Source organism: Xanthomonas sp. NCPPB 2632 (assembly GCF_041228075.2).
GTDB lineage: Bacteria > Pseudomonadota > Gammaproteobacteria > Xanthomonadales > Rhodanobacteraceae > Luteibacter.
In genome coordinates, this window is the sequence record NZ_CM192979.1 from 994,929 (window position 1) to 1,019,833 (window position 24,905).

A 24,905-nucleotide genomic window follows, 5' to 3' on the forward strand; every position below is an offset into this window, starting at 1 on the left:
TCCTCCTGGAACCCGCCGCATGGCCATACCCTCCGAACACGATCCGTCCAGCCCCTCGCAGCGGCGCGAGCAGACCTTTCCCCACCTCGACGAAGAGATGGCGGCACGGCTGGTCGGCTACGGGGCGGAACAGACCCTCCCCGCGGGCACCGTGTTGTTCGAGCGGGGGCAACGGCGGGTCGATTACTTCTTCGTGCTGGAGGGATGCATCGAGGTCTATGACGTGCACGAGGACGGCACGCCCGACATCATCGTGGTGCACGGCCCGAGGCAGTTCACCGGCGAGGTGGACCTCTTCAGCGAGCGCCAGACGATGGTCGGCGGTCGCACCGGCGCGGAAACCCGCCTGGTCAGGCTCGATCCCGCCCAGTTCCGCAAGCTGGTGTCCGGTGAGCCGGACATCGGCGAGATCATCATGCGTGCCTTCATCCTGCGCCGCGTGGGGCTCATCCAGTCCGGGCAGGGTGGGGTGACGCTGGCCGGATCGGCGCATGCCGCGGATACAGTGCGACTGCGCAGCTTCCTCATCCGCAACGGCTATCCCTACCGGTTGCTGGACACCGATGTGGACGACGACGTGCGCCACCTGATCGACGGCTTCGGCCTGGACCCGCGCGAATGCCCCGTGGTCATCATGCCCGACCGGCAGGTACTGAAGTGTCCGACCACGGTGCAACTGGCCGACCACCTGGGCATCACCATCCCGCTGGACAGCGACCACGTGCACGACGTGGCGGTGATCGGCGCGGGTCCCGCCGGCCTTGCGGCGGCCGTCTACGCGGCGTCCGAGGGCCTGGATACGCTGGTGCTGGAGGCGCTGGCTCCCGGCGGCCAGGCGGGTACCAGTTCGAAAATCGAAAACTACCTGGGTTTTCCGACCGGCATCTCCGGCCAGGCGTTGGCCGGCCGCGCCCAGGTGCAGGCCATGAAGTTCGGCGCCCACATGGCCGTTGCGCGCTCGGTCGAGGCCATGGACTGCTCGACGCACCCGTTCCGGCTCACCCTGGACGACGGCATGGTGGTGTCGGCGCGGTCGGTGGTCATCGCCACGGGGGCGCGTTACCGCAAGCTGGATACGGTGGACTACGAGCGTTTCGAAGGGCAGGGCATCCACTATGCCGCCACGGCGATGGAAGCCACGCTGTGCGCGGGTGCCGAGGTCGTGGTGGTCGGTGGCGGCAACAGCGCGGGGCAGGCGGCGGTGTTCCTCGCACGCACGGTGGCGCACGTGCACGTACTGGTGCGCGGCAGCGGGCTGGCGGCGACCATGTCGGACTACCTGGTCCAGCGTATCGCGCAATCGCCGCGCATCACGCTGCACACGCATTGCAAGGTCGATCACCTCGACGGCGATACCTATCTTCGCGAGGTGGGCTGGGCCTGCAACGACGGCACGCAGACCCGGCGGAAGGTCGGTGCGCTGTTCGTGATGATCGGTGCCGAGCCCAACACGGCATGGCTGGACGGCTGCCTCGACCTGGACCGCAAGGGCTTCGTGCTGACCGGCCGGGACGCCGACGGATACGCCACGCCGTCCCCCTTCGCGACCACCCTGCGCGGCGTGTTCGCCGTGGGCGACGTTCGCTCCGGGTCGGTCAAGCGAGTCGCCTCCGGCGTGGGCGAGGGCTCGGTGGTGGTGCAGGCGGTGCACCGCTTCCTCCATCCCTCGCCGGTTTGAGGATCACATCTCGATCGAGGCGGCGTGCTCGCGCGTGGCCGAGAAGCGCACGCCCGGCCAGCGTTCCTGGGCCAGCTGCAGGTTGACCCGCGTGGGCGCGAGGTAGACCAGTTCGCCCGCGGCGTCGATGGCCAGGTTGCCGGCGTTCTTCTCGCGGAATTCCTCGAGCTTCTTCGGGTCGTCGCAGTGGATCCAGCGCGCCGTGGCCACGCCGACCTGCTCGAAGGACGAGTCGACGTTGTATTCGTCCTTGAGCCGGTAGGCCACGACGTCGAACTGCAGCACGCCCACCGCGCCGAGGATCAGGTCGTTCGACATCAACGGGCGGAAGAACTGCGTGGCGCCTTCTTCCGACAGCTGGGCCAGGCCCTTCTGCAAGGCCTTCATCTTCATCGGATCGCGCAGGCGCGCGCGGCGGAACAGCTCCGGCGCGAAGTTGGGAATGCCGGTGAACGACAGCGGCTCGCCTTCGGTGAAGGTGTCGCCGATGGTGATGGTGCCGTGGTTGTGCAGGCCGATCACGTCGCCCGGGTAGGCGCGCTCGACGATCTCGCGGTCCGATGCCATGAAGGTGAGCGCATTGGCGATTCGCACCTCCTTGCCGGTGCGTGTCTGCTGCATTTTCATGCCAGCGGTGTAGGTGCCCGAGCACACGCGCATGAAGGCCACGCGGTCGCGGTGCGCCGGGTCCATGTTCGCCTGGATCTTGAAGACGAAGCCGGTGAGTTTTTCTTCCTCGGGCCTGACCTCGCGGGTGAGCGTGTTGCGGCTGCGCGGCGACGGTGCGTGTTCGACGAAGAAATCGAGCAGCAGCTGCACGCCGAAGTTGTTGACCGCGGAGCCGAAGAACACGGGCGTCTGCTTGCCGGCGAGGTAGGCGTCGATGTCGAACGGGTTGGACGCACCCATGACCAGTTCCAGTTCCTCGCGCAGTTCGTCGAGCGCGGCCTGGCCGATGGTGGATGCGAGGTCGGGATCGTCCAGTCCCTTGAAGATGGTGGAATCCTGGCGCGTGAAGTTCTTGCCCGGCTCGAACACGTGCACTTCGTCCAGCACCACGTGGTACACGCCCTTCAGGCGCGAGCCCATGCCGATCGGCCAGGTCACGGGCGCGCAGGCGATGCCCAGCACCGACTCCACTTCATCGAGCAGATCGATCGGCGAGCGACCTTCGCGGTCGAGCTTGTTGATGAAGGTCATGATGGGCGTGTCGCGCAGGCGGCACACTTCCATGAGCTTGATCGTGCGTTCCTCGACGCCCTTCGCGCAGTCGATGACCATCAGCGCGGAATCGACCGCGGTCAGCACGCGGTAGGTGTCCTCGGAGAAGTCCGCGTGTCCCGGCGTGTCGAGCAGGTTGACGATGGCATCCTCGTACGGGAACTGCATGACCGACGAGGTCACCGAGATGCCGCGCTCCTTTTCCAGCGCCATCCAGTCGGACGTGGCATGCCGGGCCGCCTTGCGGCTCTTCACCGAGCCGGCCATCTGGATCGCGCCGCCGAACAGCAGGATCTTCTCGGTCAGCGTCGTCTTGCCGGCGTCGGGGTGGCTGACGATGGCGAAGCTGCGCCGGCGGCGGGTTTCGGTGAGGTGTGCGGACATGGTCGGGGTCGCTGTGGAGGCTAACCGCCGATTCTAGCAGGGGTGCCGGGCGGAGGCGCCGGGCCGGGCAGCGGTGGGGCCGTCCGCGGGGGGGGGCGCCCGCACGGGCCGCGGCCTGGCCGCTGGCGATCGTCGGCCCGGCGTCCCTCCCGGCGTCCCTCCCGGCGCCACGCGGCCCTGCGCGGCCAGTCGTCCGGTATGTCCGGGCTGTCCGTGGGGGTGGTTCCGTTCGGTTTTTCCTTTCGGCGTGGCCGGTCGGAGGGCATGGGCGGCAACGGCTGCGCGGCGCGACCCGCAAGTTTTCACCGGAATGGATGTCTGGACATCTGGACGTCTAAACGGCTGTTGACAGTCATCGTGTGCAGGCGTATCGTCGGTTTCACTCATCGAGACCGGCTGAGGGACAGGCCCTTTGAAGCCGGGGCAACCTGCGGATTTCCGCGACGGTGCCAACTCCTGCGGGACGTGCCAGTCACGTCAGCCGATAGATGGGATGTCCGTTGCGGGCACGCTTACGCGTACCCGTGGCTGCCAGTCCGCATATCGTCTTTCCCGCAGGGCTCGATCCCGAACGCAGGAATCCGACATGCCCGCTGAGCCCCTCACCGTGATCTCCCTCCCCGAAACGGCCGCCACCGTCGCCGCGCCGCGTGGCGCCGCGGACCTCACCGAGCAGCGCGGCGTGCGCCGGGTCTCCTTCCAGCCGAAGTACGGCAGCGCGGCGGTGGCGGTGGATGTCCGCTACCTCTGGTGCGGTGCACCCCACGCGCCCACCGTGATCGTCCAGGGCGGCATCTCGGCCGATCGCGACGTCTGCACCGGACGTGAGCGCGCCACGGGCTGGTGGCAGGAACTGGTCGGCCACGGCGCCGCCATCGACCTCGCCACGTGCCGCGTGCTCTCCATCGACTGGCTGGCCCCGGACGACCTGGGCGCCGACGTGGCCTCGGTGTCCAGCGAGGACCAGGCCGCCGCCCTGGCCGCCCTGGTCGATGAACTGGGCATCGGTCGCGTGCATGCCTTCGTCGGCTCGTCCTACGGTGCGATGACCGGCCTGGCCTTCGCGGCGGCCTACCCCGAGAAGCTGCGTTCGCTGGTGCTGCTGGCCGGCGCACACCGCCCGCACCCCCTGGCGACGGCGCAGCGCTCCGTGCAGCGCGGGATCGTCCGCCTGGGTATCGCCTCGGGCCAGGTCGACGAAGCTCTGGGCCTGGCCCGCCAGCTGGCCATGACCACGTATCGTGGCAGCGAGGAGTTCTCCCGCCGTTTTGCCGCCGGCCCGGAACTGCGCGACGGCCGCTTCCATTTCCCGGTGGAGGATTACCTGGAACACGCAGGGCGTCGCTTCGTCGAGCGCTTCGACCCCGAGCGGTTCCTCGCGCTCTCCGAATCCATCGACCTGCACGACATCGCCCCCGAGCGGGTGTCCACCCCGGCCACCCTGGTCGGTTTCCCGTCCGATCGCCTGGTGCCGCTGGCCGATCTGTGTGAGCTCCAGCGCCGGCTGGCCGGTACCGCCTCGCTCGAAGTCGTGGATTCCCCCTATGGCCACGATGCCTTCCTCAAAGAAACCGTGCAGCTCGCTCCCGTGCTGCGTCACGCACTCAACGACTGTCGCGGAGACCGCTAAGCCATGACCCAAGAATCCCGCCTGTGTACCCGCGCCGTTCGCGCCGGCATCGAATCCGACACGCAGCACGGCGCCGTCGTGCCCCCCCTGCACCTGTCGACCAACTACGCGTTCGAGGGCTTTGGCCGCAAGCGCGCCTACGACTACTCCCGTAGCGGCAATCCCACCCGCGACCTGCTCGGCGAAGCGCTGACCGAACTGGAAGAAGGCGCGGGCGCCGTGGTCACCGGCAGCGGTATGTCGGCGGTCGCGCTGGCCCTGGAGCTGGTGCCGTCCGGCGCGCTGGTGCTGGCCGCGCACGACTGCTACGGCGGCACCTGGCGCCTGCTGGACGCCTGGGCGAAGAAGGGGCGCTTCCGCGTCCGTTTCGTCGATTTCACCGACCCGACCGCGCTGGCCGACGGCCTCGCGGAGAAGCCGGCGCTGGTGTGGGTCGAGACGCCTTCGAATCCCTTGCTGCGCATCACCGACGTGCGCCATGTCGCCCAGGCCGCGCACGCCGTCGGCGCGCTGGTGGTGGTCGACAACACCTTCCTTTCGCCGGCGCTGCAGCAGCCGCTGAAGCTGGGTGCGGACATCGTCGTCCACTCGACCACGAAGTACATCAACGGCCACAGCGACGTGGTCGGTGGCGCGGTGATCGCCGCCGACCAGGCCGTGGCCGACCAGCTGAAGTGGTGGGGCAACTGCAACGGCCTGACCGGTTCGCCGTTCGACAGCTTCCTCACCCTGCGTGGCGTGCGCACGCTCGCCGTGCGCCTGCGTGCCCACGAGGAGAATGCGCATCGCATTGCCGCACGCCTGGACGCGCACGACGCCGTGTCGCGCGTGTTCTACCCGGGGCTCGCGTCGCATCCGGGCCACGCGCTGGCGCAGCGCCAGCAGAAGGGTTTCGGCGCGATGCTCAGCTTCGAGATCGCGGGTGGCACCGACGCGATCGAAGCCTTCGTCGACGGGCTCCGTTACTTCTCCCTGGCCGAATCGCTGGGGGGCGTGGAGAGCCTGGTGGCGCATCCGGCATCCATGACCCATGCATCGATGGCTCCCGAGGCACGCAAGGTCGCCGGCATTTCGGACAGCCTGCTGCGTCTGTCGGTCGGTATCGAAGATGGCGACGACTTGCTCGCCGATCTCGAGGAAGCGCTGGCGCGCGCCGCGGCCGTGGCGTCGGTGGTTTCCAAACGCAAGGCCGGGGCATGAGCTCGGCCGTCGTCGCGCCCCTGGCGCCCGCCGCGCCGCGTACGGCGGTCGTGCTGCTCGGCACCGGCGTGGTCGGCCAGGCCTTGTTGACCCTGCTGGCTACGCCGGCGGCACAGTCGCTGCGCCTGGTGGGCGCGGCCAACTCGAAGCGCCAGCACGCGGCGCCGGACGGCCTGTTGCCGGGCGATGTCGCCGGTTTACTGGCCAAGGGCCGGGACGGACGTGAGAACGCGCCCTTGCTGGCCGCCCTGGACGCAACGGGCGCCTCGCGCAAGGTGGTGATCGACGCCACCGCGTGCGCGATCGAGGCGGGTCGCCATGCCGGCTGGCTGTCCGCCGGCTACCACGTCGTCACCGCGAACAAGGCGCTCGCCGGCGGGCAGCTGTCCGGTTGGCGCGCCTTGCAGGGCGCCACGGCGAACGGCAGCGTCTATGGCGATGCCGCTACCGTGGGGGCCGGCCTGCCGGTGCTGTCCACGCTGCGCCGCCTGCGCAACTGCGGCGACAGCCTGCTCACCCTGGAGGGTGTGTTTTCCGGATCGCTGTCGTGGCTGTTCAACCAGTACGACGGCAGTCGCCCGTTCTCGTCGCTGCTGGCCGACGCGCGTCGCCTGGGCTTCACCGAGCCGGACCCGCGCTCGGACCTTTCGGGCGAGGACGTGGCGCGCAAGCTGCTGATCATCGCCCGCAATGCGGGCTTCGCGCTGGGCAGCGACGAGGTGGAAGTGGAAAGCCTGGTGCCCGAGACCCTGCGTGGCGTCGATACGAAAACCTTCCTCGAACGCCTGGACGAACTGGACGAGCCGCTTCGGCTGCGGCATGAGCAGGCCAGGGCCAATGGCAAGGTGTTGCGCTACCTGGCACGCCTCAACCAGCGTGGCCGGGCGCGCGTCGGCCTGGTCGAAGTCGGCCTCGACCATCCGGCCTCGCGGCTCTCCGGCACGGACAACCAGTTCGCCCTGACCACGACGCGTTATCACGCCACGCCGCTGGTGATCCAGGGGCCTGGCGCGGGGCCGGAGATTACGGCGCAGGCGCTGCTGGGCGATGTGCTGGGGCTTTGAGGCGAGGCTGAGGTGTGTTCGCTGCTAACGGCGCGTGTGTGGGTGTTTCGCGCACATCGTGCGCTCCTACAACGCGCGCGCGGACGCCATGTATGGGGCGCGCGCACGGATGCCATGCACGGGCCCGCGCGCACGGACGCCATGTAGGAGCGCACGATGTGCGCGAACCGGTATCGCCAGGAACACAAAAAAACCGCCCCGAAGGGCGGTTTTTCGTTTACCGGCGGCCGGTGACTTGCCCGGCCTCGTCGGCACTGGGCGGGAGCACGGGCTCACCGCCGCTGTCTTCGTCATGGTGGAAGCGCGCGGCCTCCACCATCGGTGTGCGCCAGCCGGAGGCGACGCCCCAGAAGTAGAAGATCACGCCGATGACCGCGACCACGGCCAGGTCGTAGCCGTAGGGCAGGTAGTCGTGTCCGCCGAACGTCTTGCTGCCGGCCCAGGAGACAAGGGCGAGCACCGGCAGGTACACGATCAGCCACCAGGCGCCCTTGAGGTGGCGGTGGAAGTCTTCCCAGCCCGACTTGGCGGTGTAGTAGAAATAGATCGGCAGCGCGACGACCATCAGCAGGATGATCTCGCCGGTGAGCGGCCACTTCGCCCAGTACAGCAGTTCGGTGGCGAAGATGAAGGCCATCGCGGCCAGGATGGGCAGGCCGGCGATGCGCAGCGGCCGCTTCAGTTCCGGGGCGGTGCGGCGCAGGGTCATGACGCTGACCGGGCCGGTCAGGTAGGAGATGATCGTGGAAACCGAGATCACCGCCGCCAGCGTGCCCCAGCCGCGGAAGAAGAACAGGAAGATGAAGCTCACCACCAGGTTCAGCCACATCGCCGGACGCGGGATGCCGAAGCGCGGGTTGATGTGGCCGAAGATCTTCGGCAGCTGGCCGTTGCGCTCCATGGCGTAGATCATGCGCGCCGTGGTGGCGGTATACGTGGCGCCGGTGCCGCTGGGGCTGATGAAGGCATCCGCGTACAGCAGGATGGCCATCCAGTTGATCATCAGCGCGGTGGCCAGCTGTGCGAACGGCGAGGCGTACTCGAGACCGGCCCAGCCGTTGCCCAACTGCTCGGGCGGCACGGCGCCGATGAAGGCGATCTGCAGCAGCACGTAGACCACGGTGGCCAGCAGGATCGAGCCGATGACGGCAAAGGGCACGCTGCGGCCGGGGTTGCGGGCTTCGCCGGCGAGGTTCACCGGGCTCTGGAAGCCGTTGAAGCTGAAGACGATGCCCGAGATGGCCACGGCGGTGAGGATCGAGGAGATGTCGATCGCGTGGTTGCCGCCGTGGGCGCCGATGTGGAAGTTGCCCGGGTTGTAGCTGGTGTAGATCAGCGCGATGCCCGTGGCGGCGGGCACGACCAGCTTGAACACCGTGATCGCCGTGTTGCTCTTGGCGAACAGCTTCACGCTCCAGAAGTTCAGCAGGAAATACACCACGACCAGCACGGCCGCGATGGCCAGGCCCGGGGGGGTGAGTTCACCATGGCCGGCGGTGACCACGTACAGGCCCTTGGTCCACTGCGCCCATTCCCACGGCCAGGAGGCCATGTACTGGACGGAGGCCTCGGCCTCCACGGGGATCACCGAGACGATGGCGATCCAGTTGGCCCAGCCGGCGATGAAGCCGACCAGCGAGCCATGGGAGTAATGGCCATAGCGCACCATGCCGCCGGATTCGGGGAACATCGCACCCAGTTCCGCGTAGGTCAGCGCGATGAACAGGATGATGACGGCGCCGATGATCCAGGCGTACACGGCGCCCGGGCCGGCCAGCTGCGCGGCGTGCCAGGCGCCGAACAGCCAGCCCGAGCCGATGATCGAGCCCAGGCCGGTCAGCATCAGGGCGAAGGCGCCGACGTCGCGGCGGATATGGTGGTTGGACATACAGACTCCGGTCGGACGGGGCGGGGAAAATCCACCCCGGGGCGGCACAAGGGCCGGATCATGACAGCCCACGCCGCGCCTGTCAGCCATCGTTCACCCCGGTACACGGGGCGCCGCATCGATATACACTCGCCGACGCGGTAGGGCTAAAGGGGTTCGGATGCGATCGAAGGTAGTCGCCAGCGGCATGTTGTTGCTTGCCTTCACGGCATGCGGCGTTGCCGCAGCCGATGAGGTCTGGAGCGACAAGGGCCGGCTGATCGATTCGGAGTCCTACGACCGCACCGCCAAGGGTTTCTACTTCACGCTATACCCTGGCGAAGACCCGGTGGAATCCGTGCGGCGCTGCGCCATGACCATGCGAGAACTCGGCCATCTGGCCTCGGTGTCGTGCTTCGCGTACACCAGCAAGCAGCGCTTCGACACCCGCCGCGGCAAGCTGAGGATCTGCTACACCGCCGTGGCCAACTGGTGGGGCGAGGACGAGCCCGTGCGCGTGGAGACCGTGGAGCGGCTGCCGAGGGTGTGTCCCACGCGCTGATGCGCCCCCACCGCGACATCGTCCAACCTGCCGGGGGCATAATCGTCCAACGTGCCGGGGCGTAATCGTCTAACGTGCCGGGTCGTAGGAGCGCACGATGTGCGCGAAAAGCCAACAAAGCGGCGACGCGGCAACGCACCTAGGGCCTACCCCAACCCAACACATCGCGACCACGCAGATCGAAATCGCGCATATCGCGATCACTTACATCGAAATCGCGCATATCGCGACCACGTACATCGGGATCGCGCACATCGTGCGCTCCTACGACGGCGTCGCGTGTCCCGGATGCGGCGTCAGCATTCGATGACGTTGACGGCCAGGCCGCCGCGGGAGGTTTCCTTGTATTTGTCCTTCATGTCGCGGCCGGTGTCGCGCATGGTGGCGATGACCTTGTCGAGCGAGACGTGGTGCTTGCCGTCGCTTTTCAGGGCCATGCGGCTGGCGTTGATCGCCTTGACCGCGCCCATGGCGTTGCGCTCGATGCAGGGGATCTGGACCAGGCCGCCGATGGGGTCGCAGGTGAGGCCCAGGTTGTGTTCCATGCCGATTTCGGCCGCGTTCTCCACCTGGGTGACGCTGCCGCCCAGGGCCGCGGTCAGGCCGCCGGCCGCCATGGAGCAGGCCACGCCCACCTCGCCCTGGCAGCCCACCTCGGCGCCGGAGATCGAGGCGTTTTCCTTGTAGAGGATGCCGATGGCCCCGGCGGTGAGCAGGAACTCGACGATGCCGTCTTCCGAGGCGCTGGGGCAGAAGTGGCGGTAGTAGTGCAGCACGGCCGGGACGATGCCGGCGGCGCCGTTGGTCGGCGCGGTGACCACGCTGCCGCCGGCGGCGTTCTCTTCGTTCACGGCCAGCGCGTAGAGGTTGACCCAGTCCAGGATGGTGAGAGGGTCGCGCAGCGCTGCTTCGGGCTGGGCCCGGAGTTCGGCGGCCATGGCCGGGGCGCGGCGGTTCACCTTCAGCCCGCCCGGCAGCACGCCGGGGGAGCGCAGGCCGCGCGCCACGCAATCCTGCATGGCCTTCCAGATGCGCAGCAGGCCCGAGCGGGTCTCCGCCTCGGGGCGCCAGATGCCCTCGTTGCGCACGACCAGCTGGGCGATGGTGAGGTTGTGCTCCTTGCACAACGACAGAAGCTGGTCGCCCGTGGAGTACGCATAGGGCTGCTCGCTGGTGTCGGCCACGATGCGGTCTTCCGCCGCTTCATCGGGATTGACCACGAAACCGCCGCCGACCGAGTAGTAATCGCGCGTGGCCAGTTCGTTGCCCTCGGCGTCGTAGGCCGAGAAACGCATGCCGTTGGTGTGGAACGGGAGTTTCTGTCGCTTGTTGAAGACCAGGTCGACCTTCTCGTCGAAGGCGATCTCGTGGCGGCCGAGCAGGCGGATGCGCCGCGAGGTGCGAATACGTTCCAGCGTGGCGGGAATGGTGTCCGGGTCGACGCGATCGGGCCACTCGCCCTCTAAACCCAGCAGCACGGCCTTGTCCGTGCCGTGGCCGCGGCCGGTCATCGCCAGCGAGCCGAACAGTTCGCAGCGTACGCGTGTCACGCGATCGAGCACGCCTTTTTCGTCCAGCCAGTGCTCGGCGAAGCGCGCAGCCGCGCGCATGGGCCCCACCGTGTGCGAGGACGAGGGACCGATGCCGATCTTGAAAAGGTCGAAAACGCTGACTGCCATGGCTGGATAGGTTGGCTATGGGGATAGCCGGCTATTCTACGCCCCGACGCCACTGGCCCCATACACCTGCGCATGTCTGCCTTCACATTGTTCCAGCGCGACGATTGCCACCTGTGCGACCAGGCTCTCGAGGTGCTGGCGCAGGCCCGCTTCCCGGACTTCGCTTCCGTGTGGATCGACGACGATGCGACGCTGGAAGCCCGCTACGGGGCGCGCGTGCCGGTGCTGCGGCGCGACGATGGGGCCGAGCTGGGCTGGCCGTTCGATGTGGCGGCGGTGAAGGCTTTCGCGGGGTGACGACTACCCGCGAAGCCGCTTCATGATCTCCTCGCGGGCCTCGCGCAGGATGGAATCGCGATCCAGCCCCGCGACGATGTCGGCGACGGCGCGCTTGGCACCGTGCTCGCCCCAGGACTTGCCGGCCACCAGGTAATGCTCGGCGGCGCGGCCGATCAGCACGGTGGCGTACCAGCCCAGCGCGCCCTGCGCGGCGGCCGTGACCACGACCGACACGCCGCCGCTGACGCCCTTCAGTGCGGAGGCCACCAGTTGCATGCCCCAGACCGCGCTCATCAGCGCCGCCAGTTGCAGCGAGATGGTCGCCACCAGTCGGCCGGACTCGCTGCGGGTGAGCGGCAGCCCGTAGACACGGCCCAGCTGCACCACCATCGCCGCATCCAGGCCGCCGGCCAGCAGCAGGTCGGCGACGGGTACCGGATTGAGCGCCACGGCCACGGCCTTGGCGATGCAGTACTGGCGGATGACGCCGGAGGCGACGTCGCGACGCGTGACGGCGATGCGCTCGCTGATCTGGTCGGTGAGCCGACCGGCGAACAGGCCCGCGTTGATCGCCGACAGGGTCTTGCCTTCGCGTTCGGCGATGGCCAGCAGGCGCGACTTCAAGACGGTGACATCGGCGGGCACGGCCTCGTGGGTGGTGTGCTCCCTGCCGGACGCATCCACCTCCACCAGGCGGCGGGGCGGCGGGTGCGCGGCCACACCGATCACGTCCTCGCGCCTGACCAGGCCGCCGGTATGCTCGCGCAGGCGTTGCAGCAAGCCGTCGAGCTCGTCGTCGCTGTAGCGGTCGATCTTGTTCAGGGCCACCAGCAGCGGCCGGCGCGTGGCGGCAAGCGTGCGTAGCGCGTCACGTTCCTCGCGGGTGAGGTCGCCGTCGGCCACGAAGACGATGAGGTCGCTGACCTCGGCCACTTCGTAGGCCAGTTTTTCGCGCGCCTCGCCACCCAGTTCGTTGATGCCCGGCGTGTCGATGAGCACCAGGCCCGCGTTCGCGGCTTCGTCCAGGCGTGCGACGTCCGCCTCGGTGGTGGTGCCGTGCAGCACGCCGACGGTGAACGCGTCGCGGCCCAGCAGCGCGTTGCCCAGTGCCGACTTGCCGGCCGACACGCGACCGAATACGGCCACGTGCAGTTCCTCGCGCTCCAGGCGATCGAGCATGGTCTCGATGCGGCGGAAGTCCGCCGCCATGGCTTCGCGCACGGCGGGCGGAATGGTCGGGTCGTCCAGCAGGCCACGCAGGCTGGACGCCACGCTGCCTCCGCGTTCGTCCGGCGCCGGCGCCGTGTCGGCACGCCGGCGAAAGCGGCCGGCCAGGCCGCGGAGACGATCGCGCAGGCCTGTCACGCCGGCTTACTTCGGCTGCAGGTTCAGCGAGCCGTTGACCAGCACCTCGTCGGCGATGGTCGAGGTTTCCTTGTAATCGCCGCTGCCTACGCCGAAGTCGAGGCGCTTGAGCGTACCGGTGACCGACAGGCGCGCACCGCCGGCATTGGGCGAGAAGGCGACCTTGAGGGCGAGCGGGCGGGTGACGCCATGCAGGGTGAGGTTGCCGTTGGCGATGACATCGCCCTTGGCATCCTTGCTGAAGCCGGTGGTGACGTAATGCGCCGTGGCGAACTTCTTCACGTCGAAGAAATCGGGGCCCGGCAGTGCGCCGTCACGATCGCCGTCGCCGGTTTTCGCCGTGGCCATGTCCACCGTCACGTTGAACCGTGATGCGGCCAGGCTGGCGGCGTCGTAGCTGATCGCGGCGTCGAACTTGCCGAACGTGCCGTCGAACTGCTGGCCCTGGAACTTGCCGCTGAAGCCCAGCGTGCTGCCGGGACCGACCTTGTAGTCCGCGGCGGAGGCGGCGAACGGCAGCGCGAGCGCCAGGCTGAGGACGGCAAGGCGGCGGATCATCGGGGTCATGGTGTATCTCCGGGAGGGGTGGGGATGCCGCGCCTTGCGCGGCCGAAGGGCAGCATGCGGCGGAGCGTATCGTCGCGGTCGAGGAGGTGGTGCTTCAACGCGCCGCCGACATGGGCGACCAGCACGGCCAGCAGCAGCCAGAACAGCCACACGTGCACGGTGCCCAGCGTGTCGGACAGGGCCGGGTTTTTTTCTACCAGCGCGGGCAGGTTGAACTGCTTGAAATATTGCAGCGGAAAGCCGTGGGCGGAGTTGAACGCCCACCCGGTAAGCGGGATGGCGGCGATGAGCAGGTAAAGGACACCGTGCACCGCGTGCGCGGCCAACTGCTGCCAGCGCGGTGCCGGCATGTCGGGCGGACGGCGGTCGATCGCGCGCCAGAGCAGGCGCAGCAGGAACAACGCGAGCACCGTGAGGCCGATGGACTTGTGCAGCGCGAACATGTCGATCTTGCGCATCGACGGCTTCAGGCCGTCCATCCAGAACGCGAACGCGCCGTTGCCCAGGATCAGCAGCGCCGTGACCCAGTGGAAGGTCTTGGCGAGGGTGCTCCAGCGGGTAGCGTCACTGCGCAGGGGCATGGGTGTTGTCCTTTTCGGTGGTGGTGGCGGCCGCGTCGCCGCGGATGGCTTCGATCTCCAGCCACACGGTGACGTCGTTGCCGATCGAGTTGGCGTTGGAGGTCATGCCGTAGCGCGTGCGGTCGAGGATCACCGAGGACGAGAAGCCGGCCACGGTGTGCATGCCGTAGATGGTGGTGCCGACCCGGTTGACGCGGAAGGGCAGGTCGAGCGGCAGCGTGACGCCGCGCAGGGTGAGCTTGCCGTGGACGACGCCTTCCGCGTCGTTCTTCTTCTCCACCGAATCGCTGACGTAGCGGGCCGTTTTCGCACGGTCGCTGTCGAGCAGCGCGCTGCCGCGTACGGCCTTGTCCCAGGCCGCATCGCCCATGTCCACCGAGGACAGGTCGATCGTCGCGTCCACGGAGGATTTCGACCAGTCGTCGCGATCGAAGCGGATGGTGCCGTCGGTGACTTTCAGGCGGCCGAACGAGCGGGAGAAACCGTTGTGCTCGACGTTGAAGACCACCTGGCTATGTACCGGATCGATGCGGTACGCGGTGGCTTCCGCATGGGCGGCAAGGGGAGCGACACCGAGAAGCAGCAGGGGAAGGGCACGGATAGGGCGCATGAGTGAGCCGGGAGCGGGTCGGGGCCGCGTGGCGGCCGAGGGGGGCAGTGTGGCCGAGCGCGGGCCGGTTGTCAGTACGGCTGCCGGGAACAGATCGTTCACTCTGTGCCTCGCAAGGCCTCGCCGGTCAGCTCCGCCAGGCGGCGCAACCGGGACCCGCTGGCGTCGCCGAGCAGTTCGCGCATGCGTTCGCCGGCATCCGCCTGGTCGAGCGCCTGCCGCTCGGCCAGCGTCGCCGCCAGCGCCCGCCCCAGGCTGTCGAAGATCAGCGCATAGGCGAACGCATGCAGAACGCCGCCGCCCAGCGTGCCCAGGCCCGGAAACGCCTTGAGCGCATTGCCGGCCACGGCCAGCACCACCGAGGTGCCCGTGCGCAGCGTGAGCCGGGCTTGCTTCAGCAGGTTCTCGATGTCGACATCGGTCACGCGGATGCCGTGCAGGTCGGCCAACGCGCGCACCATGCCGGCGGCCAGCGCGCCCTGGATCACCAGATCGGTGCCCGGTGCCACGGCGGCCATGGCGCCGACGATCGCCCGCCGGGCGTAGCGGGTGATGATGCGTTCCGCCTCCGCGGCACGGTGCATCGCCTCGTGCTCGCCCGTTCGCTCGTGGATGCGTGCCAGCACGGCGTTTTCCCGCAGCGGCTCCAGCCCCTGCGCGCCCGGGGCGACCAGCCGCGCGATGGCATCCCGCAATGCCGCGACGTCGGGTATGCGCTGGCGCGTCACCGCTTCGCTGCGGCCGTCGGCCAGCCGACGGGTGAAACGTTCCTCACCGCCCGCGCTGATCGCGACCACCGCATCGGGCACGCCGCCGGCCTGGTCGCGCACGTGCCGAAGCACGCGTTCGCGATCGTCGCCCGACCACTGGTCGGCCTTGTTCACCGCCAGCACCAGCGGCTTGCCGAAGTCGCCCAGCCAGCGCAGTTCGTCGCCCTGTGTGCGGGTGAGGTCGCCGGCGCAGACATAGACCACGGCATGGGCGCGGAGCGCCTCGTCGCGTGCCATGCGCTCGCGCGCGTCGCCTCCCGCTTCCGCGGAACCGGGCACGTCGGCCAGCAGCCAGGTGTCGCCACGCGGTGCCGTGCCTTCGTAATGGGCGACCTCACGCGTGGTGCCGCCGCGCGCGTCGCGCTGGGGCTGCGCGCCGGGCACCAGTGCCGCGATCAGCGAGGACTTGCCGGTGGAGATTTCGCCGAACACGGCGATGTAGAGCTGCTCGCTGGCGCGGCGACGGTCCAGCTCGCCGAGTTCGTTGCGGATTTCCTCAACCTCGGAACCGGCGTCGCGCAGGGCGGCCAGGCGCGTTTCGAGGGACGCGCGATCCGGTGCGACGACCGGCCCACGTGGCTTGCGTGGTCGCAGCCACCAGATGCCTGCCGCGATGCCGGCCAGCACCAGGGCGATCATGCCCATGCCGACCAGCCAGCGCATGCCCGTGGGCAAGCCCATGAAACGCTGGGCCAGCGCGAGTGCGCGGTCGAAGGCGGCCAGCAGCAGCCAGGCGAATGCGGCGATCCCGACAGCCGCGATGAGTAGACGCAATCGGCGTGACATGCGTCCATTCTAGAGGCAAGCGCCCACGCGAATGCCTACATCGCCGTGCGGCGTCAAGCCGTACAGCTTTCCGCAGGTGCATGGCATGATCGGGATCGCACCAGGAACCCGGCGTATGCACCGCACGCTTTTCACGAGATGGATTCTCGTCGCCTTCATCGTCATCGGTGGGGCCACCCCCCTTGCGGCAGCCACCACGATGGCGCCGATCCCCACGCCCCAATTCCGCAGCTACGGCCTGCATGAAGGCCTGCCCAGCAGCAAGGTGCAGGCGGTGGTGCAGGACGCCCGCGGCTTCATCTGGGTGGCCACGGCCGCCGGGCTGTCGCGTTTCGACGGCGTGGCATTCACCGCGCCGCGCGTGGGCGCCGGGCAGGGCGGGTCGTTAAACGTCGGTGGCCTGTCCGCCCTGTTCGTCGACCGCGACGACCGGCTCTGGATCGGCGGTCCGGAACTGGGCCTGGGCCGCTACGACCCGGCCACCGGCAGTTTCGTGCAGTGGCGCGAGGGGCTGGCCGGCGAAGAAGTGCACGCCCTGGCGCAGACATCGGACGGCCTGGTATGGATAGGGTCCTCCCGCGGGCTGGATCGCATGCGCGCGGACGGTGGCGGGCCGCGGCACGTGGCGTTCGCGGCCAGGGCGGCGGCGGTGCATGTGCTCCACGTGTCGGCCGACGGGCGACTCTGGGCGGGCGGCGAGGCGGGACTGTTCGTGCGCGAGGCGAACGGCACGTTCAGTCAGGTGTCGTTCGCCGAGGGTGCCGCGCCCGTGGTGCGCGGTATCCACGGCAGCGGTGCGCAGATGCGCGTCGCCACCGACCGCGGGCTCTTCCGTCCCGACACCGACGGACGCATGCATCGCGATCGCCGCGTACCCGCCACGGCCGTCCATGCGACGCTGGCGGACAGCCACGGCATCCTCTGGATCGCGGCGGCGCAGGGCCTGTCCATGCTCGACCGGTTCGATCGCCTGCACGAGGTAGCCGGTGCATGGACGGCCCTGGGCGGCCTGCCGGGACGCACGGTGCGCGGCATGCTGGAAGATCGCGAGCACGGTCTGTGGTTCGCGCTGAGCGATGGTGGCCTGGCTTACCTCGGTCCGTCCTGGGACGACTTCACCCGCTTCGCCCACGTCGCCACCGATGCGCACACCTTTCCCGGCCGCACGGTCACCGCCGTGGCGGCCCGCGAAGGCGGCGGGCTGTGGGTCGGCGGCCTGCGCGGCTGGGTCCGTGGTTTCGACCCCGCCACCGGACATACCGGCGAGGGCTTCGAGCTGGGTGCGCCGCGCATCCAGTCGTTGTGGGCGCTGCCGGGAGGGCGCCTGCTCATCGGCACGGTCGACGGGTTGTCCTTGGCGGCCCACGGAAAAGTCAGGCCGGTGTTGCGGTCGGTCGTGCATCGCCCCGTGACGTCGATCGTCGCGGCGCCCGGCGGCGGCGTCATCGTCGCTGCGCTGGGGCAGGGCCTGCTCGAGGTGGATGCCGGTCTGCGACGTGCGGTGCCGCTGGTCTTCGCGGGCTCGCCGCGCGGCTGGCTGGATACCCGGCAAATCGACATCGTCGATGGCGAGCTCTGGCAAGCCAGCGTGGCGGGCCTCGCCCGACGGGACCGTATCAGCGGGCAGATGCGTTTCGTCGAAGGGGTGCCGACGGGCCGGATCAGTGCGTTCGAGCCCGACGACGACGGCTTCTGGATCGTACGGCCCGATGCGCTGGAGCACTACCGCTGGCAGGGCACGCGCGCCGAGCGCGATCGGCACGTCGGCGGCGTGGAAGGGTTTCCCTCGGCGGACATCCTCAACCTGCGCCGGGATCGCGCCGGGCGGCTGTGGCTTTACGGCCAGACCGGGGTCTGGCGATTCGACCCCCGCCTGGGCCGGTTCCGTTCCTTCGGTCTGGCCGACGGGCTGGCCAGCGGTGAGTTCACCCACGCCACCACCGTGCTGCTCGACGACGGCAGCATGTATGGCGCCACGCTGGGCGGTCTGGTGGGCTTTCGTCCGGACGGTCAGCGCGACCACATCCGGCGGCCGCCCATCGCGGTGCTCGGCGCCACGGTGTCGCGGCACGGCCGTCGCGAGACCGTGCCCATCCACCGCGGTGTGCTGCGATTGCGTTGGGACGACCGCGATGCGCGCGTCATGGCGCGCGTCTTGTCCTTCGTCGACCCCGATCGCAACCACCTTCGTTTCGAATGGCGCCAGGGCAACGCGGCGAAGGTCATGCACGCCGGCAAGGAGGGTGAGCACGCGCTGGAAGGCCTGTCGCCCGGCCATTACACCGTGGCCATCCACGGCGCCGGGCGCGACGACCTCAGCACGTCACTGCCCGCCTCCATGGTCGTCTTCGTCGAAGCCCCGCCCTGGCTACGCTGGTGGGCATGGACGACCTACGTGCTGCTCGTCTTTGCGATCGCGTTGACGCTCGTGCGCGGTACGCGCCGGCGGCTACGCCAGGGCATGCGCATGCGGCTCGCCGAGCACCAGCGGCGCATGGCCGAAGAGGCGAACGCGGCCAAAACCGACTTCATGGCCACCCTGGGCCACGAGATCCGTACGCCGATGACGGGTGTGCTGGGCATGGCCGAACTATTGTCGCGCACCCCGCTCGACGAGGCGCAGCGCAGTTACGTCGATGCGGTGCGCCGCTCGGGCGACACCCTGCTGCGGCTGGTCAACGATGCGCTGGACATCACGCGGATCGAGGCGCGCCGCCTGGTGCTCGAATCCGAATGCGTGTCGCTGCGCGCGGTGGCGGACGAAGTGGTGGCCCTTGCCGCCGCCGCGGCGCACGAGAAAGGCCTGGCCCTGTCGGCCAGCGTGGCGGCGTCGGTGCCGCCGGCCGTGCGTGGCGACACCATTCGTCTGCGCCAGATCCTGCAGAACCTGGTGAACAACGCGGTGAAGTTCACCACGGAAGGCGGCGTGTCGTTGCAGGTGGCGGTGGATCGGGGCGGCTTGTGCCTGAGCGTCGCCGACACCGGGCCAGGCATGTCAGCCGAGTTGCGCGCGCGCCTGTTCTCGCGCTTCGAGCAGGGCGACACGCCCCGGCGTGCCGACGGTTCCGGTCTGGGCCTGGCGATCTGCCACGAACTGACCACGCTGATGGGCGGCACCATCGACGTCGCCAGCGAACCCGGCCGCGGTAGTCGGTTCACGGTAAGCCTGCCACTGGTGGCCTGTGCCTGCGCGGGCCGTGCGTGTGCGCCGGCATCGCCCGCGCGCAACGACACCACCGGCTGGCGCGTGCTGCTGGTGGAGGACGATGCCGTGGTCTGCGAGGTCATCGCCAATCTGCTGCGTACCCGGGGGCATGTCGTGACCACGGTGGGCGACGGGCTGGCCGCCATGAGCGAAGTGTCGGCCGGTCGCTACGATGTGCTGCTGCTGGACCTGGACCTGCCTCTCGTCGACGGCTTTCAGGTGGCACGGATGATCCGCCGCATCGACGCGCTGGCCACGTTGCCGATCGTCGCCGTGACGGCACGCTCCGCCGGCGATGAAGCCGCCGCGGTGCGCGCGGCCGGCATGGACGCCCTGTTGCGCAAGCCCATGAGCGGCGACGACCTGGCCGCGATGCTCGAGCGTGTAGGCAGGACGCCGCTGGTCGCGGCGTCCTGATCGGCCAGACGCTAACCGAAGCGCCTGAAATAGGCCAGGGCACCGACCACCAGCAACGTGGTGGGCAGTAGGTTGGCCAGCAACGGCGGCATGCCGTACACCGTGCCGAAGTTCACCATCGCGCCCTGCAGGAAATACCAGCCTATGGCCAGGATGATGCCGATGAACAGTCGCTTGCCCAGGCCGCCGGAACGCAGCGAGCCGAACGCGAAGGGCATGGCGCACAGCACCAGCACCAGCGTGTTGAGCGCGAAAAGCGCGCGGCCCCAGAACGCCACGGCATACACACCGGAGTTCTGGCCGTTGTTGTCGAGGTAGCGGATGTTGCGCCGCAGGTCAGCCATGGACAGGTATTCGGGATGGATCACCGACTGCTCGAGCACGTGCGGATTCAGGCGCGAGGCCCAGGTCTGCGTGTCCACATGCGATGAGTGGGTGCCCTGGTCGTCCAGCGTGGTGGTGCGGACGTTGCTCATGATCCACTTGTTGCCGTCGTGAGTGGCGCTGTCGCCGTGCGAGAAGATCGAGAGCTGGCCGTCCGGCGTGAAGCTGTAGACGCGCACGTCCACCAGTTTCACCGTGGTGCGGTCGCCATCCTGCACGGCGATGGCCGACTTCGCGTTGATTATCTTGCCGGCGTCGCGGGCCCACAGGCCGCTGCTGGTGGAACCGAGGTTGCTCGAGCGCATGCGTACCTGGATCGCCTGGGCATGCTGGTCGCCATAGGGCGCGGCGGTCTCGCCCATCACCACCACGGCCAGGGTCAGCACGGCGATGACGCCCGCCGCGGAGACGGCGATACGCAGCTTGGACATGCCGGCGGCGCGCAGGGCGGTGAGCTCGCCCGTGGCGGCCAGGCCACCCAGCCCGAGCAGGCCTCCGATGAGGGCGGCGTTGCTGAACATCTGGTAGAGACGACGCGGCAGCGTCAGCATGATGTAGGCAATGGCGTCGTACAGCGAGAAGCCGTTCTTGCCGATGTTGCCGAGCTGGCGGACGAACTGCAGAAGGGAATCGAAGCCGGCCAGCACCAGCCATACCAGCAGCAGCGTGCCCAGTACGCTCATGGCGATCAGGCGGTCGGCGCGCTTGACGGTCAGGGTGGCCATCAGACGGCTCCCTTGATGCGGCGCGGCGAGTTCTGCTTCCAGAAATACCAGGCGGCCACGCCGAACACGACGAAGTGCAGTATCCACACCGGCACCGAGGTGTGCAGGTGGCCCTTGATGATCTGCGCGCGGGCGATCAGCTGCCAGATGACGTAGAGGAAGTAGGTGAGCACCGCGATCAGCAGGCGACCGTAGCGGGCATCGCGCGGTGCCTGCTTGGACATCGGCAGCACCATCATCATCAGCACCAGCGTGCTGACCGGGGCGGCGAAGCGCGAGACCAGCTCACCCAGGGCCTCCGGGGTGCCGGCCTTGAACAACTGGGCCATGGTGGACTCGTGGGCGGGATCGGTGTCTTCGTCGTCGTCCACGATGGAGGACAGCGAGGCGTCGTTGCGCTCGTATTTCATCCGCCGCCAGTTGTCCGCCGCCAGAGGCACCTCGAACTGCCAGCCGTCGTAGAGGGCGAGGAAGCGGTTCTGGCCGTCGCTTTCCTGGTACATGCGGCCGCTCTTGGCACTGACCACACGCACCTGCGGGTTGCCGTTGCCGTCGGTGCGGTCGGTGGCCAGGAAGGTCTTGCCCAGCACCGTGCCGTCGCGGCTGAGCGTATCGACGAAGATGATGCCGCCCTTGCCCGGCAACTCGGTGAAGCGGCCGGCGTCCAGGCCCGCGGCGATCACGGACTTGTTGGCCGCGGCGATCACCTGGTCGGCCGTGCGCGCGGAAAGGGGACCGAGCCACAGCGACACCGTGCCCACCACCAGCGTGGCCATCACCGCCAGCAGGGTGGCCGGGCGAAGCATGCCGCGGGGGCCCATGCCGGACGAGGCCAGCACGTGCATCTCGCTTTCGCGATACATGCGGCCCAGGGCGATCAGCGTGCCCAGGAAGGCGGACATCGGCAGCAGGGTCGAGAGCAGGTCGACCATCTGCAGGCCCAGCACCTCGAACATCACGCTGGGCTGGATACTGCCGTTGGCGACCTTCTGCAGGACGTTGGCGAAAGCGCCGCCGGAGAAGATGACGAGCAGGACCACGGCCGTCGCTATGACACCGTAGGCAAGTTCACGCAGGAAATAGCGGTCGAGGATGCTGAGCATTTGGTAGAATTGGCGGTTCGTGCCGCGTCAGTCCTGGCCGGCAAACCTCAAGTCTAGCCTGTCCGGGCCCCGGCGGGCTTTTACAGGACGATTAGCTATGTCAGTTCAGTTCAGCCTCGGTTCCAGCGCTCCCGACTCGGCCGCCACCCCGGTCGCGGTGGTCGGCGTGTACGAGAACGGTGTCCTGACCAGCGCCGCGGCGCGCATCGATACCGCGGCCCAGGGCGCGATCAAGCGCCTGGTCGAGGCCGGTGACATCACCGGCAAGGTCGGTAACCTGGTCACGCTGCTGCACCCGGCCGGCGTCGCCGCGGCCCGCGTGCTGGTGGTCGGCCTGGGCCCGCAGAAAACCTTCGACGCGGCCCGCTACCAGCGCGTCACCCTGGAAGCCGCCCGTGCCGTGGGCCGCCTGCCGGTCACCGAGGCCACCAGCTGGCTGCCCGAGGTCGAGGTCCCCGGCCGCGACGCCGCCTGGCGCGTCCGTGTCGCCGCGCTGGCCACCGACCACGCCGCCTACCGCTACACCGCCACGGTGAAGCCGCGCGACAAGGCCGTGCCCGAACTGGCCTCGGTGACCCTGGTCGGCCCCGCCGATGGCGAAGCCGGCCTGGCCGAGGCACGCGCCATCGCCGAGGGCGTGCGCTACGCCAAGGAACTGGGCAACCTGCCGCCCAACATCTGCAACCCCGATTACATCGCCGACCAGGCCAGGGCCTTCGCCGATGCCCACGAAGGCGTGACCTTCGAAGCCCTCGATCGCGCCGACATGGAGCGTGAAGGCTTCGGCTCGCTGCTGGCCGTGGCCCGCGGCTCGGCCAATGCCCCGCGCCTGGTCATCCTGCAGTGGAACGGCGGCAAGGACGGAGAGCGCCCCTACGCGTTCGTCGGCAAGGGCATCACCTTCGATACGGGCGGCGTCAGCCTCAAGCCGGGCCCGGGCATGGAAGAAATGAAGTTCGACATGTGTGGCGCCGCCGGCGTGCTCGGCGCGTTCGTCGCCGCCGTGAAGCTGAAGCTGGCGGTCAACCTCGTGTGCGTGGTCCCGGCCGTGGAAAACATGCCCGACGGCGACAGCTACCGCCCCGGCGATGTGCTGACCAGCCTGGCCGGCATCACCATCGAGGTGCTGAACACGGACGCGGAAGGGCGCCTGATTCTCTGCGACGCCCTGACCTACACCGGCAAGCGCTTCGACCCGCACACCATGATCGACGCCGCCACCCTCACCGGCGCCTGCGTCGTCGCGCTGGGCAAGCATGCCAGCGGCCTGATGACCAAGGACGAATCGCTCTCCGCCGAACTGCTGGCGGCCGGTGAGGCCACCCTCGATCGCGCCTGGCGCCTGCCGCTGTGGGACGACTACCAGAGCCAGCTCGATTCCGGCTTCGCCGACGTGGCCAACATCGGCGGCAAGTACGCCGGTGCGATCACGGCGGGTTGCTTCCTGGCCCGTTTCACCGAGGGCCGTCGCTGGGCCCACCTCGACATCGCCGGCACCGCGTGGGACGAAGGCCGCAAGGGCATGGCCACCGGCCGTCCCGTGCCGCTGCTGACCCAGTGGCTGCTCGACCGCGTCGCCGCGGCCGGCTGATCCCGCACCCATGCCGCGCGCCGACTTCTACCTGATCGACAAGCCGCGTTTCCGCGAGGATCCCCTGCTGCTGGTCTGCGAGCTGACCCGGCGCGCCTTCGGAGCCCAGCAGCCGACGTTGATCCTCACCCGCGACTTCGAGCAGGCCGAGGCCATCGACGAATACCTGTGGGCGTTCGACGAGAACGCCTTCATCCCCCACCAACTGGCGGGGGATGACGATGACGCCAACACTGCGGTGCTGATCGTGCCGCCCGGCGTGGAAACCGCCGACCGGCCGATGGTGATCAACCTGCGCGAGGTCTGCGCACCGGGTCAGTTCGACCGCGTCCTCGAGGTGGTCGCCGCCGACCCCGCCGAGCGCGAGGGCTCACGCTCGCGCTGGACCGAATACAAAAAAGCCGGCTTCGAAGTGAACAAGCACGACATGTAGGCCCGCACGCTGTGCGCGAACGACCCATGTAGGAGCGCACGATGTGCGCGAAAAACCAACAAAGCGGTAAAGCCGTACCCCGCACGCGTGGAGCAAGAGCCGGCGGGTAGCCTCCTCGGTGCCACGCCTGCGGCGACCCGTCGTGGAAAGCCGCTAGCGCGGCCGTGTCTTTGATTCGCGCACATCGTGCGCTCCTACCCGCGGCCGTTTATCTATGGCCCTTCGGGCCCGGGTCGGGCTTCGAACGGGGATTTCCGACTCGACATCCTGTCTCGCGGAAATGGCCGGCCGTCCTGGCCGGCCCCGCTACGCGGCCTTGTCCGTTCGAATCCCTCGCCTGCGGCTACCGGCACCGAGGGGGCTACCCGCCGGCTCTTCCGAAGACTGAGGTGGGTTGTGACGCGAGCGGTCGCAATCGTGCAGGGTATGGCGTCGCCGCTTCGTTGGCTTTTCGCCCACATCGTGGGCTCCTACCCCAGGGGTAGGACAGGTTGTGGCATATCCAACGCGTGATCTGCCGGCTGGGTAGGAGCGCACGCATGTGCGCGAACCCTCAACACACCTAAGGCGACCGATGCCGTGCGCAACAAGCAAGCGAGCGTTCCCAGCCACGAAGCGAAACCTGGCTCTTCGCTCTCCCCACACGCAACCTCAGTGCTGGAAAGAGCCGGCGGGTGCCACCCTCGTGGCCGGTAGCCGCAGGCGAGGGATTCGAACGGACAAGGCCCGAAGGGGGCCGGCCAGGACGGCCGGCCGTTTTCGCGAGACAGGGATGTCGAGTCGAAAACCCCCGTTCGAAGCCCG

At 68.8% G+C, this 24,905-nt stretch carries 20 protein-coding genes and 1 riboswitch; of the genes, 10 read left to right on the forward strand and 10 right to left on the reverse strand.

Annotation, left to right across the window (positions count from 1 at the left end; genetic code table 11):
• Positions 1–19: 19 nt before the first annotated feature.
• Entirely contained in the window at positions 20–1,678 is a 1,659-nt protein-coding gene (locus AB8808_RS04415) for an FAD-dependent oxidoreductase (RefSeq protein WP_369927079.1), read from the forward strand.
• 3 nt (positions 1,679–1,681) lie between these two features.
• Here AB8808_RS04415 and AB8808_RS04420 read toward each other — a convergent pair whose 3' ends face one another.
• Positions 1,682–3,283, reverse strand: a complete 1,602-nt coding sequence (locus tag AB8808_RS04420) for a peptide chain release factor 3 (protein ID WP_369927081.1) — start codon at positions 3,281–3,283, stop codon at positions 1,682–1,684.
• A 380-nt stretch (positions 3,284–3,663) separates the two neighbouring features.
• Positions 3,664–3,778: riboswitch (SAM riboswitch) on the forward strand.
• Between the two features lie 91 nt (positions 3,779–3,869).
• On the opposite strand from AB8808_RS04420, the gene metX reads away from it, so the two are divergent.
• The 3 genes from metX to AB8808_RS04435 are packed head-to-tail and all read left to right on the forward strand — an operon-like array spanning position 3,870 to position 7,177.
• Positions 3,870–4,913, forward strand: a complete 1,044-nt coding sequence (gene metX, locus AB8808_RS04425; RefSeq protein WP_369927083.1) for a homoserine O-succinyltransferase MetX — start codon at positions 3,870–3,872, stop codon at positions 4,911–4,913.
• Positions 4,914–4,916: 3 nt separating this feature from the next.
• Positions 4,917–6,113 (forward strand): cystathionine gamma-synthase, encoded by a 1,197-nt coding sequence (metB, locus tag AB8808_RS04430; RefSeq protein ID WP_369927084.1) that lies wholly within the window; start codon positions 4,917–4,919, stop codon positions 6,111–6,113.
• The gene (locus AB8808_RS04435; RefSeq protein WP_369927086.1) at positions 6,110–7,177 is read left to right on the forward strand and encodes a homoserine dehydrogenase family protein; all 1,068 of its coding nucleotides are present in this window, start codon (positions 6,110–6,112) and stop codon (positions 7,175–7,177) included. The genes metB and AB8808_RS04435 overlap by 4 nt, the downstream gene beginning before the upstream one ends.
• Positions 7,178–7,394: 217 nt before the next feature.
• Here AB8808_RS04435 and AB8808_RS04440 read toward each other — a convergent pair whose 3' ends face one another.
• The gene (locus AB8808_RS04440) at positions 7,395–9,065 is read right to left on the reverse strand and encodes an APC family permease (protein WP_369927087.1); all 1,671 of its coding nucleotides are present in this window, start codon (positions 9,063–9,065) and stop codon (positions 7,395–7,397) included.
• 160 nt (positions 9,066–9,225) lie between these two features.
• On the opposite strand from AB8808_RS04440, the gene AB8808_RS04445 reads away from it, so the two are divergent.
• Positions 9,226–9,606: a hypothetical protein gene (locus AB8808_RS04445; RefSeq protein ID WP_369927089.1), complete on the forward strand. Its 381-nt coding sequence runs from the start codon at positions 9,226–9,228 to the stop codon at positions 9,604–9,606.
• Between the two features lie 97 nt (positions 9,607–9,703).
• Positions 9,704–9,916, forward strand: a complete 213-nt coding sequence (locus AB8808_RS04450) for a hypothetical protein (RefSeq protein WP_369927091.1) — start codon at positions 9,704–9,706, stop codon at positions 9,914–9,916.
• On the opposite strand, the gene AB8808_RS04455 is transcribed toward AB8808_RS04450, so the two are convergent.
• A complete protein-coding gene (locus tag AB8808_RS04455; protein ID WP_369927093.1) occupies positions 9,903–11,285 on the reverse strand; it encodes an L-serine ammonia-lyase in 1,383 nt (460 codons plus the stop codon). The genes AB8808_RS04450 and AB8808_RS04455 overlap by 14 nt on opposite strands.
• Before the next feature lie 72 nt (positions 11,286–11,357).
• On the opposite strand from AB8808_RS04455, the gene AB8808_RS04460 reads away from it, so the two are divergent.
• Positions 11,358–11,582: a glutaredoxin family protein gene (locus tag AB8808_RS04460; RefSeq protein ID WP_369927095.1), complete on the forward strand. Its 225-nt coding sequence runs from the start codon at positions 11,358–11,360 to the stop codon at positions 11,580–11,582.
• A 3-nt stretch (positions 11,583–11,585) separates the two neighbouring features.
• Here the strand turns inward: AB8808_RS04460 and AB8808_RS04465 are convergent, their stop codons facing one another.
• The 5 genes from AB8808_RS04465 to AB8808_RS04485 all read right to left on the reverse strand — a co-directional run bounded on the left by AB8808_RS04465 (position 11,586) and on the right by AB8808_RS04485 (position 16,243).
• A complete protein-coding gene (locus AB8808_RS04465; RefSeq protein WP_369927097.1) occupies positions 11,586–12,929 on the reverse strand; it encodes a DUF697 domain-containing protein in 1,344 nt (447 codons plus the stop codon).
• Between the two features lie 6 nt (positions 12,930–12,935).
• Positions 12,936–13,496 (reverse strand): YceI family protein, encoded by a 561-nt coding sequence (locus AB8808_RS04470; protein ID WP_369927099.1) that lies wholly within the window; start codon positions 13,494–13,496, stop codon positions 12,936–12,938.
• Positions 13,493–14,077, reverse strand: coding sequence for a cytochrome b (locus tag AB8808_RS04475; RefSeq protein ID WP_369927101.1), 585 nt, complete (start codon positions 14,075–14,077; stop codon positions 13,493–13,495). The genes AB8808_RS04470 and AB8808_RS04475 overlap by 4 nt, the downstream gene beginning before the upstream one ends.
• On the reverse strand, positions 14,061–14,687 hold the full coding sequence (locus AB8808_RS04480; protein WP_369927103.1) for a YceI family protein: 627 nt from the start codon (positions 14,685–14,687) through the stop codon (positions 14,061–14,063). Before AB8808_RS04480 ends, AB8808_RS04475 begins: the two co-directional genes overlap by 17 nt.
• 98 nt (positions 14,688–14,785) lie before the next feature.
• Positions 14,786–16,243, reverse strand: a complete 1,458-nt coding sequence (locus AB8808_RS04485) for a GTPase (protein ID WP_369927105.1) — start codon at positions 16,241–16,243, stop codon at positions 14,786–14,788.
• A 115-nt stretch (positions 16,244–16,358) separates the two neighbouring features.
• On the opposite strand from AB8808_RS04485, the gene AB8808_RS04490 reads away from it, so the two are divergent.
• Positions 16,359–19,865, forward strand: a complete 3,507-nt coding sequence (locus tag AB8808_RS04490; protein WP_369927107.1) for a hybrid sensor histidine kinase/response regulator — start codon at positions 16,359–16,361, stop codon at positions 19,863–19,865.
• An 11-nt stretch (positions 19,866–19,876) separates the two neighbouring features.
• Here the strand turns inward: AB8808_RS04490 and lptG are convergent, their stop codons facing one another.
• A complete protein-coding gene (gene lptG / locus AB8808_RS04495) occupies positions 19,877–20,974 on the reverse strand; it encodes an LPS export ABC transporter permease LptG (protein WP_285406498.1) in 1,098 nt (365 codons plus the stop codon).
• Positions 20,974–22,077 (reverse strand): LPS export ABC transporter permease LptF, encoded by a 1,104-nt coding sequence (lptF, locus tag AB8808_RS04500; RefSeq protein ID WP_369927109.1) that lies wholly within the window; start codon positions 22,075–22,077, stop codon positions 20,974–20,976. Before lptF ends, lptG begins: the two co-directional genes overlap by 1 nt.
• A gap of 97 nt (positions 22,078–22,174) precedes the next feature.
• Between lptF and AB8808_RS04505 the strand changes: the two genes are divergently transcribed.
• A complete protein-coding gene (locus AB8808_RS04505; protein WP_369927111.1) occupies positions 22,175–23,668 on the forward strand; it encodes a leucyl aminopeptidase in 1,494 nt (497 codons plus the stop codon).
• A 10-nt stretch (positions 23,669–23,678) separates the two neighbouring features.
• Entirely contained in the window at positions 23,679–24,101 is a 423-nt protein-coding gene (locus tag AB8808_RS04510) for a DNA polymerase III subunit chi (protein ID WP_036137207.1), read from the forward strand.
• Positions 24,102–24,905 lie beyond the last annotated feature (804 nt).

Bases quoted from the DNA above. Each gene is read 5' to 3' on its own strand.
- AB8808_RS04415 (WP_369927079.1), top strand. From the start codon at position 20: ATGGCCATACCCTCCGAACACGATCCGTCCAGCCCCTCGCAGCGGCGC.
- AB8808_RS04420 (WP_369927081.1), bottom strand. From the start codon at position 3,283: ATGTCCGCACACCTCACCGAAACCCGCCGCCGGCGCAGCTTCGCCATC.
- metX (WP_369927083.1), top strand. From the start codon at position 3,870: ATGCCCGCTGAGCCCCTCACCGTGATCTCCCTCCCCGAAACGGCCGCC.
- metB (WP_369927084.1), top strand. From the start codon at position 4,917: ATGACCCAAGAATCCCGCCTGTGTACCCGCGCCGTTCGCGCCGGCATC.
- AB8808_RS04435 (WP_369927086.1), top strand. From the start codon at position 6,110: ATGAGCTCGGCCGTCGTCGCGCCCCTGGCGCCCGCCGCGCCGCGTACG.
- AB8808_RS04440 (WP_369927087.1), bottom strand. From the start codon at position 9,065: ATGTCCAACCACCATATCCGCCGCGACGTCGGCGCCTTCGCCCTGATG.
- AB8808_RS04445 (WP_369927089.1), top strand. From the start codon at position 9,226: ATGCGATCGAAGGTAGTCGCCAGCGGCATGTTGTTGCTTGCCTTCACG.
- AB8808_RS04450 (WP_369927091.1), top strand. From the start codon at position 9,704: ATGTGCGCGAAAAGCCAACAAAGCGGCGACGCGGCAACGCACCTAGGG.
- AB8808_RS04455 (WP_369927093.1), bottom strand. From the start codon at position 11,285: ATGGCAGTCAGCGTTTTCGACCTTTTCAAGATCGGCATCGGTCCCTCG.
- AB8808_RS04460 (WP_369927095.1), top strand. From the start codon at position 11,358: ATGTCTGCCTTCACATTGTTCCAGCGCGACGATTGCCACCTGTGCGAC.
- AB8808_RS04470 (WP_369927099.1), bottom strand. From the start codon at position 13,496: ATGACCCCGATGATCCGCCGCCTTGCCGTCCTCAGCCTGGCGCTCGCG.
- AB8808_RS04475 (WP_369927101.1), bottom strand. From the start codon at position 14,077: ATGCCCCTGCGCAGTGACGCTACCCGCTGGAGCACCCTCGCCAAGACC.
- AB8808_RS04480 (WP_369927103.1), bottom strand. From the start codon at position 14,687: ATGCGCCCTATCCGTGCCCTTCCCCTGCTGCTTCTCGGTGTCGCTCCC.
- AB8808_RS04485 (WP_369927105.1), bottom strand. From the start codon at position 16,243: ATGTCACGCCGATTGCGTCTACTCATCGCGGCTGTCGGGATCGCCGCA.
- AB8808_RS04490 (WP_369927107.1), top strand. From the start codon at position 16,359: ATGCACCGCACGCTTTTCACGAGATGGATTCTCGTCGCCTTCATCGTC.
- lptG (WP_285406498.1), bottom strand. From the start codon at position 20,974: ATGGCCACCCTGACCGTCAAGCGCGCCGACCGCCTGATCGCCATGAGC.
- lptF (WP_369927109.1), bottom strand. From the start codon at position 22,077: ATGCTCAGCATCCTCGACCGCTATTTCCTGCGTGAACTTGCCTACGGT.
- AB8808_RS04505 (WP_369927111.1), top strand. From the start codon at position 22,175: ATGTCAGTTCAGTTCAGCCTCGGTTCCAGCGCTCCCGACTCGGCCGCC.
- AB8808_RS04510 (WP_036137207.1), top strand. From the start codon at position 23,679: ATGCCGCGCGCCGACTTCTACCTGATCGACAAGCCGCGTTTCCGCGAG.